The sequence below is a fragment of the Psychrobacter sp. AOP3-A1-26 genome (assembly GCF_052378235.1).
In the GTDB taxonomy this organism is placed as follows: domain Bacteria; phylum Pseudomonadota; class Gammaproteobacteria; order Pseudomonadales; family Moraxellaceae; genus Psychrobacter.
This window is the reverse complement of the sequence record NZ_JBQSXN010000078.1, coordinates 1-14,408: the sequence shown is the minus strand read 5'-3', so window position 1 is coordinate 14,408 and position 14,408 is coordinate 1. Positions and strand designations below refer to the sequence as shown.

The window sequence follows — 14,408 nt, the reverse complement described above, 5'->3', positions numbered from 1 at the left end:
GATTATATAAATACCTTTGGTTAGTAAGCTTAAAGGACTGAATTGGTAAGTTTAGAGCCATAAAATTTAGGAGCAGGGAATGTCGGTGATCATTATTTGGGCCATGGGTGCGGCTTTATTGTTAATCAATATTATGCTGCGTACTAGAATTTTGCGGCTTGAAGCGCGTTTAAAGGAATTGAGCAATCCACAAGAGCAATTGGCATTTTTGCGTCAGCAAGCGTCAAAAAAAGATAAAATACCCGCGATCAAAGCGTTAAGAAAACAATATCCTGAGATGTCGCTAATAGAAGCCAATAAAATGTGGCAGCAAGTCTAGCAACGCTTATGCATTCAGTGTTTCATATATCAAACTTCTATGTAATCAACCATCAAATAAAACTTTCTATCAATGATAATTAAAACGCCATGACATTTAACGACAAACTACAAGCCTATATTCAGCTGACGCGCTTCGATAAACCCGTCGGTATCGAGCTACTGTTGTGGCCAACATTATGGGGTGTTTTATTAGCCGCGATGGGGCAAGCACAGCGGCAAGGTGCGACGGCAGGTTTGCCCAGCCTTAAGATATTTATTATTTTTGCACTTGGTGCGATATTGATGCGGGCGGCGGGCTGTGCGATTAATGATTTTGCTGATCGTAAAGTCGATGGTCACGTGAGTCGCACCAAAGGCCGACCGCTAGCCGATGGTCGTCTCTCTGGCAAAGAAGCCATTGCCGCATTTTTAGTATTGGTGTTATTGAGCGCCGGTTTATTGTTTTTCTTACCCATAGTAGTGTTTTACTGGTCGCTTGGGGCGGTTATATTAGCGTTTATTTACCCATTTATGAAGCGCTATACCCATTTGCCGCAAATGTTTTTGGCGGCTGCTTTTGGCTGGGCGATACCGATGGCGTATGTGGCGATACAGGGCGCGCCGGATATTTGGTGTTGGCTACTGTTCTTGGCTTATATGTGTTGGACAGTGGCTTATGATACCCAATATGCCATGGCGGATCGTGAGGATGATTTGAAAATAGGGGTCAAATCTACAGCGATATTGTTTGGTCGCTATGATGTGGTTATTATTTCTGTCTTACAAACCTTATTTTTATTAATCATGGGGGCGGTATTGTGGCATTATTTTGCCCCAACCAGCTTGGGGCTCATACCCGTATTTGGCATGGCGCTAGTCGCCATGATGTTTGCCAAGCAAAACAGCGCGTGTGCCAGCTATAATGCTGTGGCTTGCTTCCAAGCATTTTTAGCCAATATATGGGTAGGACGTTACGTCTTTGCTCTTATCGCAATTGCTTGTCTATGGACGACTTTTAATGGATAAACTAAGTTAATGGATAAACTAAGTAAGTCTTCGAGGTTAAAAGCGAAGAAGCCAGCTAATATCAATGCACCTGAGACAGATTATCAGGCAAAGCTAGCCGCGCATGGACTAACGCGCGAGCAGGTTATTACGACCGAGCGTAAATTGGCAAAGTTTGCCAATACCATGGATTCTCTGGTGCGGATTCCTTTTACCAAACAAGGCATGGGTGCTGATGCTGCTCTTTCGACCATTCCGCTGGCGGGTGATTTGGCAGGATTGGTATTGACCAGCTATGCATTTGTATTAGGTCGTCAGCTAGGCGTTCCGGTACATAAAATGACGCCAGCCGTCAGACTGGCGCTCATCGATATGGTGGTCGGTATCGTACCGGGTATTGGGACGCTGCTCGATATCTTTATTCGGCCCAGTCGCAAGACGCTAAGCATCGTGCATGAGCATCTACAAGATGAGTACGGCATCACCGAAACCATGCATATGGATCGACCATTTTTGCATCAGTCATTAGCCGATAGGCAACAGAACAGTCGCTTTTGGCGCAACCCAGTTGTTGCTTGGTTGTACCTGCATATTCCTGATATATTGGGATTAATTGTTATTCTAATTATTGGCTGGGGGTTGTGGGTAGGTACCAGCTGGTTGGTAGGCTTATTTGGCACAACCACAGGGTTTGGTTAAGTGACAACAAAGCAGGTCAAAGTGATAGTAAAAAAGGCGGCCACGATATTAACGTGTGCCGCCTTTTTATCGCATATAGCCAGTTCAATATAAAAAATATACAGCCCCTAATATATCTATAGTTAAAATACTTTAAAAACGCTACGATACTGCGGGTATAGTTTTTTTGCAGCCTCTGTCTGCGTAGGCACAGCAAGCAATAAAAAACGGTACCTGCAGTACGTGATGTAGCGATATTAATTCTTACTGACTATATCATATGTAGTATCGACTATATTTTATCATTATGAGGACACGCCCTAAAACTTACTCGGTGATGACTTCTGCGTCAGCACTAATCGCATCATAGCTGGTCAGTTTATCGTTTCTCATGAGATCTATCGTACTTCCACCGCCATGACTGATCAGCTCCATGCTGCCATCGGCTGAGCGGTAAGTAGGATTGTTACCTTGACCTTCAGGCGCGCTCAACGTTATTTTTGGTTTATTAGGCAGGGTCACAATAGCGTTTAGCACACCTTTGGCCGAGGTCTCAAAAACCACGAATAAGGTCTCGCCTGTGGCACTGCGATAGTTGACATCAGTGATTTGCGCGCCTTTAATGGCTTGCTCAGGGTTGGGTGTTGCATCAGTATTATTTGCTGAGGTATCGGTTGTGCCAAGATCGTTCTCAAGCTCAGTTAAATTGATGTCTTGTTCTGTCTTAATACTAGATTCAGTAGGGTCTGTAGCGTTATCTACATTTATATTAGTATCATCACTATCAGAGCCATTAATATTAGACGTTACTGGTTCTGTTTGTACGACTGTTTCAGTCCGCAACTCATCACTGGTTTCTTGTTCTGGATTTTTTTGACAGCCGCTAAGTAGTAAGACACTAAAAAAGATGGCAGGAAAAATATGCGAGTAAGATTTGGGTCTTGGGAGGAGAGAAAGACGGTTTTTTAACATAAGACTGCTATCCATTAATAGGGCTTTATTTAAGTATAGTAAACCACTGAGAACAATCTAACACGAGTGACGATGTAATAAATTAAGTATTGACGGTAATCAGGAGCCTTCGTTGTTCAGTAAGCTCTCTATGCTCACATAAATAAATACCTTGCCATCTGCCTAGTCGCCTAGTCTCAATACAATACCTCGTCAATTAGTGCAACGGTCATACTTACCCCAACTAGCACGCTTTTAAAATGGACTGGTAGGTCAAAGGGGCGATAGATGTCTCAGCAAAATAAGTAAAGTAACAAAAGACATATTCAGACGCTGTCATAAAAAATCATTCGTATAAAAGATAAGTCGACTATAGTTTGGTAGATTTATTTATGTAGCTTTATTTAAGTGGCTTAGCCTTAGCTTGCTTATGCAGCCGCGCCCGATTGGGTGACAGCCTCGCTAACATAACGGCAGATAAAGGCGTAAAACAGCCTAACATCATATCTGCTAAAGCCTCAGCGCATATCGGTGCTAATGCATAGCCTTTTGCGCCCATGGCCGATAATGTCCAGAGCCGTTTGCTTTGGGCAAGCAAGCCGACTAGAGGATGATAATCCATCGTTTGGGTGCGAATACCAGCGCGTGCTTGCCATGCATCAGTATCACCTGGCAAGACGTTGTTTAACTCAGGGATATCTTCAAGTAATTTATCGTGGTTTTGCTGGTTTTCCTCACTGCGGATATCAATATTTGCATCAGCATCTACAAAGCTGGCACCAAGTAAAAACTGAGGTTGTCCTTCGACAATATTATTTATCTCAGCGTCACCGTCTTGTCCGATAAAGGGGGCGCAATAACCACTATATTTGAGCGGTAATTTAGGCAGTTTGGTTATTTGTTCAGCGGTCGGCGTAAACCAAGATAGCTGCCCGCGGATAGTGCGGCATTCAACGATACGTTTATCTAATTGATGGCTTTCATAGGCAGCGCAAATTACCACATTGTCAGCGATGATAGTCATCGGCTTTTGGCTGCTATTACTATTTTTCTTATCACCATAAACCGTAATCTGTTCTGCCGTTTCTTGAATACTTGTCACGTTAAGCTGCTGATAAGTAATATTTGGGTGCATCAGAATGATAGTTTTTAGTGCTTGTGGATTGACCAAGCCAGACTGTGGTAGATATAAGTTGTCGTCTAAATCCTTTGATTTTAAGCCGCTGACTCGACGCGCTTCTTCTGCACTGATTGTCGTTGCCATCGCATTTGGATAATCAGCAATTTGTTCAGTGCCGATATTGGTTTTTATCAGCAAATCTAAGGTGCCAGTCTGCTCTAGTATTAGAGGTGATTTCTGAATAGCGGCTTGCTGATTAAAGTAACGATAAAGTCTGCCGCTGTATAAGTAACCAATGGAATGCAGGTGCTCATAGACATGATGGATAGGTGTCATGTTTGGCGCGAGGAGGGCGCGAGGATTACCGGATGCGCCAGCAAGCGGCGCGGCCTTATCTACAATCGTCACTTTGATATCGCGGTTGGCGAGTGTCCAAGTAGTGAGGAGTCCTGCAACACCAGCCCCAATTACGATAGTGTGATTATGATGGTTGGATAGAGTTGGAGTATTTTCATTCAACTGTGAATCTTCATTGATGATTGCCGTGAGCATCTCGCGCTTACGCCCAAAACCTTTAACCTTTTTAATCGCAAAACCATGGGCTTGTAATCCGCGTTTAACGATACCAGCACAGCTATAAGTCGCGGCAGTCGTGCCAGTGCGTGATAGGCGCTGCATCTGGGTAAATATACTATCTGCCCATAAAGTTTCATTACAAGAAGGTGCAAAGCCATCTAAAAACCAGACATCGACATAAGGACGATTAATAGTCGATTCAGAATCCAAGCTCGCTAAACTGTCGCTTGCATCACCCAGCCAGATATCAAGCGTCAGGTTATCTTCGATGAATTGTAGTCGATGACAGCCAGTAATAAGCGCTGGATAGCTGGCTAGAAGTTGCTCAATCAATTCAGCCAGTTCAGGAGCGCGCTGTGCCCATAAAGCAAGGATCTGCGTTAAGTCGCTCAGGGGTATAGGATATTTTTCGGTAGTAATAAAATGCAAGCGCGCGGTGGCTAAATGAGGCTGCTGAGTACGAAGCTCACGCCAGAGCTGCCAAGTTGCCAAGAAATTCAACCCCGTACCAAAGCCCAATTCAGCAATAGTAAAACATTGCTTCGCTTCCAGCTTTGTCCATCGCTCTGGCACTTGGTTGTGTTGCAAAAACACATGGCGCGACTCTGCCAGCCCGTCAGCATGTGAGAAGTAAACATCACCAAACTCCCCTGATACTGGTACTTTGTTACCGGAATCATCGTCTTGCCACTCAATCTGAGCGGGCGTAATGATATTTAATGGTTTAGCATTTTTAGTTTTCGGACTAGACATGACGAGTTACTTATATTACCAGCGTTCACGGCGGACAAACACCAGCCACGAGATAAAAATACCGACCAATAAACTGATTAAGACGGTAAATGCCCCGTATAAAAACAGCTGACCTTTACTCTCATAAACAAGTACATTTACTTGAGTTTGTAGGTCATTCACTTGACGCTGCAATTGGGCATTACGGCTTAATAGCTCCTGATTGGCAGTGGATAATGCCTTGTTGGATGGCTGTAATTGTGCCGATAAGGTATCGTTAATATCCAGCGCTGAGTTTTGGGTGGGTTGCCCATTTACGACGACCGCGGCTGATGAATCATTTGCATCAATAGCAGTCACCGTTGGCGCAGCCTGAACCGAAACAGCAGCCATTAGCATTAGGCTAGCGAGACTAAATCTGAGGCAGCGAGCGCGTAACAAAGAGTGATTTGATAAAGAGTCATTTGATAAAAATAGGCACTTACTCACAACGCCGCTACTTTATCATTTGAGCTATCGATAGGAGCGGGCAATGCTTGAACAAACGGCTTGATATCGACATGACTATATACGCCATCTCGTAAATAAGGTTCATCGTTTGCCCAAGACTCAGCCACGTCAATAGAGTCAAAGTCAGCAATGATTAAGCTACCTGACATCTCATTTTTACCGTGCTCAATAGGTGTTGGACCTGCGATAACCAGACGCTTCTCACTTTGTAATAGTTGCAAGCGTGCAAGATGTTCCGCGCGCGTTACTTGACGTTGGGCACTGCTACCCGCGACGTCATAACCGATAATGGCAAATAAGGCCATGCTGCTTCCTCAGTTAATAATAAGAATAAAGCACTAAAATCAATAACAAGACCTTTACTCATTTTTTTAATGAGTCTTGACGATTAATCATTGTCAAAATTAGAATTTAGTATTAAGTGGTTATTTATTATATGATAATAAATATTATTTAACGGTTTATTATTTGGTTGCTTTGTCGCCTAGTGCTGGATTGAGGTGCTTTTTTAATACCGCAAATTGGGCAACCACAAACACCAGCATAATCGGAATCCAACCGTAGGTTTTAAAGTTAATCCAAGCCTCATCTGACATGGTAAATGCCGTGATATAATGCAGTACGCCCATAAAGGCAAAAAACAGCGCCCACGCGACGGTTAGCTTTTTCCAGCCACTCATGGTCAGCGAAAAAACATCTTTCATGGCCAACTGCATCAGCGGCTTATTAATGGCAGCACTTACCAAAAGTGTTATGGCAAAGATACCGTTGATAATTGGTGATTTCCAACGCAAGTAGATGTCGTCACGCAGCAGTAGCGTGCCACCGCAAAAGACGATGGTTAATAATAGAACCACCCACTGTTGTTTATCAAACTTGCCTTTTTGACGCACAAAGTGGATAGCATAAATGATAATAGTGGCAACGAGCAATGCGCCTGCTGCCGCTAAAATGCCATTGTAACGAGCGGCAATAAAAAACGCGATTAACGGAATGAAGTCTAATAAGGCTTTCATAGCAAATAGGATGTCCAACAAAAACGTATGGGGTAGTTTACACGTCTACTGCGGCAAAAAAAAGCAATCAACACGATAATCGTCTTATATGACACGCCTTAGCTAGCTTTCACTCGTTTTACTGATAAAATATTTAGTAACGAGGACACATTTAAGTTAATAGCACATTTAACTTGAACCTATTTTTAAATTAACAACATATTCAAAACCTTAAGGCCCGTTTTATGAAAATCGACTTACATTGCCACAGTACTTGTTCTGATGGGACTTATGCGCCTGCAGAAGTGATACAGCGCGCCCATAGTGCGGGCATCAACGTATTGGCTTTGACCGATCATGATACCTTATTAGGCATCGATGAGGCGCGTGCGGCCGCCGAAGCCTGCGATATACAATTGATCAATGGGGTTGAGATTAGCTGTGAGCATACCTTGAGTGGAGGTTATGGCAAAAACAAATCAACCAATAAAATCATCCATGTCCTTGGACTTGATTTTACTGATTTTGATAAAATGCATGCCACGCTACAGCAACTACAAGACAGCCGCGCTACTCGCGGACAGCGCATCACTGAAAAGCTCAGTGAGTTATTAGATATTGACTATGATGAGCTGTGGCAAGCCGTATGTGACAAAGCGGGTGGTAACCCTCAAGCAGTGGGCCGCGCGCATATTGGACAAGTGTTATTTGAGCGCGGCGAGGTTAAGACTGTGCAAAAAGCCTTTGATAAATATCTGGCGGATAATAAGCCTGCTTATGTGGCTATTGAGGCGCTGACGATGCAGCATGGCATCGAGCTGATCCATGCTTGTGGTGGTAAAGCAGTGCTGGCACATCCAACTCGTTACCAGCTCTCAGCGACCCGCGTGCGTAAACTGATTGAAGAGTTTGCCCAGCTTGGCGGCGATGCTTGCGAGCTGCCAGCTAATAGTGAACCCGTCAGCACTCGTAGAATGGTCGATCGTAGCATCGCTGAACACCAGCTTGCCGCGTCGATAGGAAGCGACTTTCATGGCAGTAATATGCCATGGCGACGTTTGGGGGACGTGCCTCATTTGAACCCTGAGCAACACGGTGTTTGGCAAGCTTTCTCAGCGTTATCTTAGGTGAGAAACACGGCCAAGTAAAAGGTTATTTATTGACTTGTAATTCCATTAAATGTTTTGATAAATAAAATGAAAATTGCCACACTAAACGAGTACATTTGGGTTTATTATAGTTCATGACTCTTGATTGGTGGCGTTGGTTTTGGCTCAATAACTTTCATTATTTGCGGTAGCCCATTATGGCTGTATCGATATCTCATCTAGGCTACAGAAAGCTCTCACGAATGATTTTTGAGTGGCAAGCTGTTGATAGAACGTCGCTGCTCGCTATATTTATTTTGATGGAAGTCTCTTTACATTGGCTATGGTGTTTGTTTGTCTGGTGGCAGCAAGACGCGCTTAGTGATTATGTAGATATCACTCTTTTGTCACCGTTATGGTTGGGCACAACCTTAATAGGGTTGTTTTTTTTGGGCATAATCAAACATTTGTCTCGTTCTGGAAATAATGATAACCGCTTATATAAGTGGCAAATTCTCTTAATGCTACCTTATTCTGCGTATATCGCCATCGTTATTGTCATGGTGGGTTATAGTAGTTTGTTTGCAGGTGTGTCGCTGGTTGGCGGCGCTATGTTGGGCATGATGCTCATCAAACGTCGTTATGTTTGGCGGATATTTTTACTGCAAGTTTTATTGATTCTTTCGGCGATCATATCACCATATTTTGGTATTCATTTACCTAACTTGCGCCAATTAACGGTTATTTATCCTCTCCTTGATACTTATAGCTATTTAAATTATAACGAGGTCATGGCCATTGAAAACGCCATGGCTGCTCTGACTTTTGAAAACAACACCTTAGATTGGAATAATATTAGTGAGCTGCAGCGCTCATCAGCGTTTTTTTGGCGTTCTACCCATGTGTTTTTAGCGTTACCCAAAGCCGTTTTTATTGTTTATATGTTCCGCACCCTGTTATTGATACTGGATGACAGTAAAAGGGAGATTTTACAACACGCCAATCAAGATGAATTGACGCAGCTAAAAAGCCGTCGTTACGGTTTGAGGCAAATGCAGCAAGCGTTACTAAGAATGGGAGATAAACAGGACTTCAGCGTTGTTTTGTTAGATTTAGATTGGTTTAAAGATATTAATGATACCTATGGGCATGACGTGGGCGATCAGGTTTTGGTTGAGGTCGCACAGACGTTGTTGCAGTCTTTAACTGATGAAGCGATTGTGAGTCGCTACGGTGGTGAGGAGTTTTTGATTGTATTGCCAAATACCAAACACGATAGCGCGATGAAAATTGCTCAACAACTACAACGAAGTATTGCAAAACATGTCATCAATATCAAAAATGGTATCAGTTTTAATGTAACGGCCAGTTTGGGATTGTATACTTTGACCCATGATGAGCAAACCTGCCTCAGACAAGCGCACGAAATATCGGTGCAAAAAGAGGCAGCGACTCAGCTATCTAACCCAAAAAACATCAAGTCGCCCAGCAAAAAACGTACCAGCAATCATATGTTAACAGCGCAGTTACCCACTGACATTTGCCAGCGCCTAATCAGTACAGCAGACAAAGCCTTATATGAGGCAAAAGATCGTGGTCGCAATCAAGTTGTCAGTGCCAACGACATGCTAGCCGCAGAAGAAAATACGGTTAATGCCACTTATGCCAGCAGTTAATATATGACCGCTCAGCTATTATTTTTATAAGTAACTATTTAGCTATTAAGTAGTTGATTATGGTGTCTTTAATTCTTCTACCAAACTTGCCAAGACACTGGTAGCAAAACTACCCGTCGTCAAAGTAAAGCTCAGCACCAGCGTCTGCTCATCTTCTTTATCATACCATTCCCAAGATAATGCTTCGATAGGCAAACGCAGTGCTCGTCGTTGTGCCTTAACATCGCGCTTCTCTAAGCCATTTGCCAGCTGACTTAATAATGGACTTTGCTGCACAACAGCGTTTTCAAGCGCTGCGGCCATACCTCTGACTTTATCGTTCTCCGTACCCCAGAGTACGGCAGTGGGATGAATATCACCGCTGGCAAGGCGAACGCGTAACGTCTCATCTAGCTCTTCGCTAGTAAATATCGAGCCTGAGCCATCGAGATTAAAGACTTCGCCCGCCAGTCCAGTATTCCAGCTACCATCACGTACGCGTGCTGCTAATATCTCATTAAATATCAAGCTACGCGCAGCAGACAGCTCCATCGAATTCTGCTCGCGCGGTACGCGTTTACGCTTGCTCTTTTTTGGTTGTGGTCGACTTTCTTGGGCTGGACGCGCAAACAGTGCCAAAGCTTCTCTAATATTATTACCGTTACGTCCAAAACGCTGCGGACCGAAGTAGTTGGGTATGCCACTTTTACTGATATTTACTAAATGCTGCTCGACACTGTTGTTGGTACTTTGCTTAGCCGATAAATCCTGTGCAGACGTTTGCATTGATAAGTCTGCAAACTGGATGTCACGCAGTGTAATGATAAATTGGTTGGCGCGATGCGTGCCGCGATTGAGCTTTTTGTTATGCCAATGCTGCGCAAGTATCGTGACGGCCTCATTTTCTCCGATATCGACTGGTGCAAATGTGGATTCTGGCAGTTGCTTCTTGGGTAGCCGCAGGCTAAACCATTGGGTCGTCAGCGCATGGCGGTCTTTTAAGCCTGAAAAACCCACATCACGCAATGCAATCTCCGCCCATTCTGAGAGGAGTTTGGCCAGATAGGCCGTATTCATCCCAGACTTTTCTATATGCAACCATAAATGCTCGCCTTCACCCGTAAAATCGAATGGAAGTATCTCATTGACGACAAAGTCTGCTGTATGGGCTTTATAGGTCGCTTGTTTTAAAGGTGGCGTTATTGGCTGCGGTAATTTGGCAGTATCAGTGGCGGCGCTAATATCGATACTTGCGCTATCAAATGCTTCGTTATTAGGTAGTTCGTTAGTGTTTACAGTGTTATCTTGAGAGATCATAAATTAGTCTTTTGTTTTGATGATTAATTTAAAAAGTAGGTGGTAGCGTTAGAGATAAAAAGCCAAAAATTACGTTTTGCAACGCAGTGGGTATACAAAAAAACACCGCGAGAGTAGTGGGCTTGCTACTATCAATGAATATGATTTTATTGGGATTTGGTTGATTAGGCGTCACTTCTTTGATATGACTGTCTCAACACATTTTAATCAGGAATAATTATAACCGTTAAGGAAGACTTATGAGCAATACAATGATAAACACCGTCACCATTAGCAAAGCTGATATTCCAAGTGGTGGCATGAAATCCTATAAACAGGATGACGATAGTATCATTTTAATCACTCGTGATGAGAATGAGTTTAGTGCATTTGACGGTAAATGTCCGCATGCTGGAGCAGATTTGGGCGATGGACTACGCTGTGGTAACCGCGTCATTTGCCCGTGGCATCATGGTACTTTTGACAGTCGTGATGGGACGTTATTAGAGCCGGTTGCTATGACAGGCTTGACCCAATATGAGCTGACAGATGATGGCGATAATTTAACCGTTAATACAGCCGCTAAAATAGATAAACAGATTAAAAACGACAAAATGACCGACACTCATACGATTATCGTAGGCGGCGGTGGTTCGGGCTTTATGACTGCTAATCAGTTACGTCATACTGGCTATGGTGGCAAGATTACCGTGATTAGTGCCGATGATAAAGCCCCTTATAACCGTCCATTATTGTCCAAAGCCTTTTTGGCAGGGAATATGGGTGAGGATAAATTGCTACTGGGCGGTGCTGATTGGGCGAGTAAAAATGATATTGACTTGCGCTTAAACCAAACTGTCAGTGAGGTATTGGCCAATGAACGTACGATTGTGGTTAAAGATAAAAATGGTAATAGTGATAAACATACTGCCGATTTCTTAGTCGTGGCAACAGGCGCTGAGCCAAAGATACCACCATTTAAAGGTGCCAATCTTGATGGTGTTTATACGTTACGTAGTATGGATGATGCCAAATTGATTAAAGCTGCCAGTCATGACCAGCGTGTGGTCGTTGTTGGTACAGGTTTTATCGGTATGGAAGTCGCTTCAGCATTGGCGCAAGCAGGAACGACCGCCTCTATTACCGTTATCGGCCAAGACAATCGTGTCATGGGCAATATTGTCTCTGAAACTGTCAGTAATGCGCTGATTAAGCTGCATGAAGAAAAAGGCATTAAGTTTGTCTTTAATGCCAGCGTTGCTGAAATCACTGGAATTGAAAAACCTACTGATAATAGCAAAGAGAACTTCTCGCAAGTTGGTGGCGTTAAATTAGCAAATGGTGAGCAAATAGATGCCGATATCGTCATTTTAGGTACTGGTGTGTCTCCACGTACAGAGCTATTCAGCGAAGTAAACGACCCAGATGGTGTGCAGGTTGATGATCACTTGCAACTACGTAACGGCGTTTATGCATTGGGTGATATCGCCAAAGCCACCAATCAAATGGGACGCATGCGTATCGAACATTGGCGCGTGGCATTGCAGCATGGCATTGTGACAGCAGCATCGATATTAAATGATGCGCAAGTGGATACCTTAGAGGAGCGTATTCCTTTCTTTTGGACGATGCAATATGGCAAAAGCCTACGCTATAGCGGACATGCGGCCTCACCAGATAATAACCTCTTATTTGGCTCACCTGATACACTAAATTATATCGAATACTATTTCGATGATGATGGCGAAGACACGCGGGCGACTGCCGCCAGTTCGCTAGGTCGAGACAAAGAGTTGGTTGCTTTCTCTGAGCTATTACGCCGCGGTCATGCGCCCACGCGTGCACAGCTTAATTCAGGATTTGATATTATCGAGCAAGCCCATGTATTATCGCGCTAGTAGTCAAAACTGATACGTATTATTATTAAGGCTGGTCTATTCACTTAGGTCAGCCTTAATAATATGTCTATAGGAAAAGGACCACCGACAATATGAAGAAAGATGCTGTATTTTTACGTCAAGCTAAAGCTAACGACGTTCGCGCACTCGAGCAGTTATTAAACCGCTGTTATCGGCAAGACGAAGGCTGGACCAATGAGGCAGGCTTAGTGGGCGGTATACGAACCACTCAAGCTGAGCTTGCAGCCGTCATCGCTGACCCAAAATATTACGTTTTTATTTATCCAAAAACCACGACAGGTCAACGCGATGGTGCAGAAACAGGTGAGCTATTGGGCTGTATCGCAGTCGACATAAAAACTGATGCTGACTTAAACAAAAGTGGCGGCAATCAAAGTGTCAGTCATAAAAAAGCCTATATCGGCATGTTTGCGGTACTGCCTGAGCTGCAAGGGTATGGCGTTGGTCATCAACTATTGCAGGCCGCAGAAACTTTTGCCACTCGTCATTTGCAATCAGACCTACAAGCATCTGATAACAAACCTATTCGTCTGACCATGTCTATTTTAAGCCACCGTCCTGAGCTCTTGTCTTATTACCAGCGTCGCGGTTATCAGTTAAATGGCAATAAAATGCCGTTTCCAATTGATGGCAATAATGGCGAGCCCAAACGCCAAGATTTGGAATTATTAGAGTTAGAAAAAATCGTTAGTCAATAAGGCTTATTTTAATTTTAAACTAACTCTGAAAATCCCCAAAAGTCATAAACAGCCCAGCACTCAGCAGTAAAAACGCCACCAAAATTAAGCGCTTAAACCAGTTAAAAGCTGGTAAGCGCGTGGCATTATCATCGGACATTAAGTAAGCAAATAGGCAAATCAGGCTGGCGACTAACGTCATAATACCCAGACCAATCGGTAATATAAAAAAATACATCTGCCACACAGTCATCTCGCAACGGTCATTATTAACCGCATCATAACAGCATCACGATTGTCCTGTCTGTATTAGGACGTATCCTCAATGAGCACATTTATACATTTAATGGTCTTAAAGTGGCTAGGTTTTGTTAACCGTCGTCTGAAAACTTATCAACAGGCCTAAGTTAATAATAAAATTTTAAGTATAAACAGACAAATATCTTGAAATTAAGTTGGGTTTTGAGCAATAAATCTGTATAGTTCAGGTAACATTATAGATACATAGAAGGTAACGTGAAAAATTTAAAGAAATTGGCATTAGTCCTATTATTAACCCCACTATTTGCAGCCTGCTCTAGTGGCCCTTCTGATAGCACTGTCGAGGGATTAATCGAAGCGCAGTATGAGCAAATGGATAGCGCAATGGATGATGTGGTGGCTGGTGCCGGCAACGATGAAATGGTACAGGCTATGAGTGGCATGATGGAAGGCATGATGCCAAAGCTTGAAAGCGTTGATAATATCAGCTGTGATACCACTGATGGCGAAAATACCTATATGTGTACCGCTGAAGTGACGCAAAGTATAAACGGTAATAGCCGAATGAATAAAGGTGGTTTTCGTGTTTATAAAATCAATGATGAGTGGGTGTTGGGTAATTAGAGACACAACTCGATATTTAAG

At 43.3% G+C, this 14,408-nt stretch carries 15 protein-coding genes; 8 read left to right on the top strand and 7 right to left on the bottom strand.

Annotation, left to right across the window (positions count from 1 at the left end; translation table 11 throughout):
* The first annotated feature begins 79 nt into the window (after positions 1-79).
* The 3 genes from ACT3TU_RS11410 (at position 80) to ACT3TU_RS11400 (ending at position 2,004) form a co-directional block, all read left to right on the top strand.
* On the top strand, positions 80-319 hold the full coding sequence (locus tag ACT3TU_RS11410) for a hypothetical protein (RefSeq protein WP_444784391.1): 240 nt from the start codon (positions 80-82) through the stop codon (positions 317-319).
* A gap of 89 nt (positions 320-408) precedes the next feature.
* Entirely contained in the window at positions 409-1,326 is a 918-nt protein-coding gene (ubiA, locus tag ACT3TU_RS11405; RefSeq protein ID WP_444784390.1) for a 4-hydroxybenzoate octaprenyltransferase, read from the top strand.
* Between the two features lie 9 nt (positions 1,327-1,335).
* Positions 1,336-2,004, top strand: coding sequence for a DUF4112 domain-containing protein (locus tag ACT3TU_RS11400; protein ID WP_444784389.1), 669 nt, complete (start codon positions 1,336-1,338; stop codon positions 2,002-2,004).
* Between the two features lie 306 nt (positions 2,005-2,310).
* Here ACT3TU_RS11400 and ACT3TU_RS11395 read toward each other — a convergent pair whose 3' ends face one another.
* The 5 genes from ACT3TU_RS11395 to ispZ form a co-directional block, all read right to left on the bottom strand.
* Positions 2,311-2,955 (bottom strand): hypothetical protein, encoded by a 645-nt coding sequence (locus tag ACT3TU_RS11395; RefSeq protein ID WP_444784388.1) that lies wholly within the window; start codon positions 2,953-2,955, stop codon positions 2,311-2,313.
* 379 nt (positions 2,956-3,334) lie between these two features.
* Positions 3,335-5,383: a tRNA (5-methylaminomethyl-2-thiouridine)(34)-methyltransferase MnmD gene (mnmD, locus tag ACT3TU_RS11390; RefSeq protein ID WP_444784387.1), complete on the bottom strand. Its 2,049-nt coding sequence runs from the start codon at positions 5,381-5,383 to the stop codon at positions 3,335-3,337.
* A gap of 15 nt (positions 5,384-5,398) precedes the next feature.
* Positions 5,399-5,755 carry a hypothetical protein gene (locus ACT3TU_RS11385; RefSeq protein ID WP_225735265.1) on the bottom strand — a complete coding sequence of 119 codons (357 nt, stop codon included), beginning with the start codon at positions 5,753-5,755 and terminating at the stop codon, positions 5,399-5,401.
* Positions 5,756-5,847: 92 nt separating this feature from the next.
* On the bottom strand, positions 5,848-6,177 hold the full coding sequence (locus ACT3TU_RS11380; RefSeq protein WP_444784386.1) for a YciI family protein: 330 nt from the start codon (positions 6,175-6,177) through the stop codon (positions 5,848-5,850).
* A 159-nt stretch (positions 6,178-6,336) separates the two neighbouring features.
* Positions 6,337-6,888: a septation protein IspZ gene (gene ispZ, locus ACT3TU_RS11375; protein ID WP_444784385.1), complete on the bottom strand. Its 552-nt coding sequence runs from the start codon at positions 6,886-6,888 to the stop codon at positions 6,337-6,339.
* A gap of 224 nt (positions 6,889-7,112) precedes the next feature.
* Here ispZ and ACT3TU_RS11370 point away from each other — a divergent pair, with 224 nt between their 5' ends.
* Together ACT3TU_RS11370 and ACT3TU_RS11365 are read left to right on the top strand one after the other, a co-directional pair.
* Positions 7,113-7,994, top strand: coding sequence for a PHP domain-containing protein (locus tag ACT3TU_RS11370; protein WP_444784384.1), 882 nt, complete (start codon positions 7,113-7,115; stop codon positions 7,992-7,994).
* A 179-nt stretch (positions 7,995-8,173) separates the two neighbouring features.
* On the top strand, positions 8,174-9,631 hold the full coding sequence (locus tag ACT3TU_RS11365) for a GGDEF domain-containing protein (RefSeq protein ID WP_444784383.1): 1,458 nt from the start codon (positions 8,174-8,176) through the stop codon (positions 9,629-9,631).
* Between the two features lie 57 nt (positions 9,632-9,688).
* Here the strand turns inward: ACT3TU_RS11365 and truD are convergent, their stop codons facing one another.
* Positions 9,689-10,927, bottom strand: coding sequence for a tRNA pseudouridine(13) synthase TruD (gene truD, locus ACT3TU_RS11360; protein WP_444784382.1), 1,239 nt, complete (start codon positions 10,925-10,927; stop codon positions 9,689-9,691).
* Positions 10,928-11,166: 239 nt separating this feature from the next.
* Here truD and ACT3TU_RS11355 point away from each other — a divergent pair, with 239 nt between their 5' ends.
* Entirely contained in the window at positions 11,167-12,804 is a 1,638-nt protein-coding gene (locus ACT3TU_RS11355) for an FAD-dependent oxidoreductase (protein ID WP_444784381.1), read from the top strand.
* Positions 12,805-12,896: 92 nt separating this feature from the next.
* On the top strand, positions 12,897-13,523 hold the full coding sequence (locus tag ACT3TU_RS11350) for a GNAT family N-acetyltransferase (protein ID WP_192520919.1): 627 nt from the start codon (positions 12,897-12,899) through the stop codon (positions 13,521-13,523).
* Positions 13,524-13,542: 19 nt separating this feature from the next.
* Here ACT3TU_RS11350 and ACT3TU_RS11345 read toward each other — a convergent pair whose 3' ends face one another.
* A complete protein-coding gene (locus tag ACT3TU_RS11345) occupies positions 13,543-13,755 on the bottom strand; it encodes a hypothetical protein (protein WP_192520920.1) in 213 nt (70 codons plus the stop codon).
* Between the two features lie 263 nt (positions 13,756-14,018).
* Between ACT3TU_RS11345 and ACT3TU_RS11340 the strand changes: the two genes are divergently transcribed.
* Positions 14,019-14,387, top strand: coding sequence for a hypothetical protein (locus ACT3TU_RS11340; RefSeq protein WP_318779569.1), 369 nt, complete (start codon positions 14,019-14,021; stop codon positions 14,385-14,387).
* Positions 14,388-14,408 lie beyond the last annotated feature (21 nt).

What these genes read in the sequence shown, in the direction of transcription:
- ACT3TU_RS11410 (WP_444784391.1), top strand. Translation starts at nt 80, where the DNA reads ATGTCGGTGATCATTATTTGGGCCATGGGTGCGGCTTTATTGTTAATC.
- ubiA (WP_444784390.1), top strand. Translation starts at nt 409, where the DNA reads ATGACATTTAACGACAAACTACAAGCCTATATTCAGCTGACGCGCTTC.
- ACT3TU_RS11400 (WP_444784389.1), top strand. Translation starts at nt 1,336, where the DNA reads ATGGATAAACTAAGTAAGTCTTCGAGGTTAAAAGCGAAGAAGCCAGCT.
- ACT3TU_RS11395 (WP_444784388.1), bottom strand. Translation starts at nt 2,955, where the DNA reads ATGTTAAAAAACCGTCTTTCTCTCCTCCCAAGACCCAAATCTTACTCG.
- mnmD (WP_444784387.1), bottom strand. Translation starts at nt 5,383, where the DNA reads ATGTCTAGTCCGAAAACTAAAAATGCTAAACCATTAAATATCATTACG.
- ACT3TU_RS11385 (WP_225735265.1), bottom strand. Translation starts at nt 5,755, where the DNA reads ATGGCTGCTGTTTCGGTTCAGGCTGCGCCAACGGTGACTGCTATTGAT.
- ACT3TU_RS11380 (WP_444784386.1), bottom strand. Translation starts at nt 6,177, where the DNA reads ATGGCCTTATTTGCCATTATCGGTTATGACGTCGCGGGTAGCAGTGCC.
- ispZ (WP_444784385.1), bottom strand. Translation starts at nt 6,888, where the DNA reads ATGAAAGCCTTATTAGACTTCATTCCGTTAATCGCGTTTTTTATTGCC.
- ACT3TU_RS11370 (WP_444784384.1), top strand. Translation starts at nt 7,113, where the DNA reads ATGAAAATCGACTTACATTGCCACAGTACTTGTTCTGATGGGACTTAT.
- ACT3TU_RS11365 (WP_444784383.1), top strand. Translation starts at nt 8,174, where the DNA reads ATGGCTGTATCGATATCTCATCTAGGCTACAGAAAGCTCTCACGAATG.
- truD (WP_444784382.1), bottom strand. Translation starts at nt 10,927, where the DNA reads ATGATCTCTCAAGATAACACTGTAAACACTAACGAACTACCTAATAAC.
- ACT3TU_RS11355 (WP_444784381.1), top strand. Translation starts at nt 11,167, where the DNA reads ATGAGCAATACAATGATAAACACCGTCACCATTAGCAAAGCTGATATT.
- ACT3TU_RS11350 (WP_192520919.1), top strand. Translation starts at nt 12,897, where the DNA reads ATGAAGAAAGATGCTGTATTTTTACGTCAAGCTAAAGCTAACGACGTT.
- ACT3TU_RS11345 (WP_192520920.1), bottom strand. Translation starts at nt 13,755, where the DNA reads ATGACTGTGTGGCAGATGTATTTTTTTATATTACCGATTGGTCTGGGT.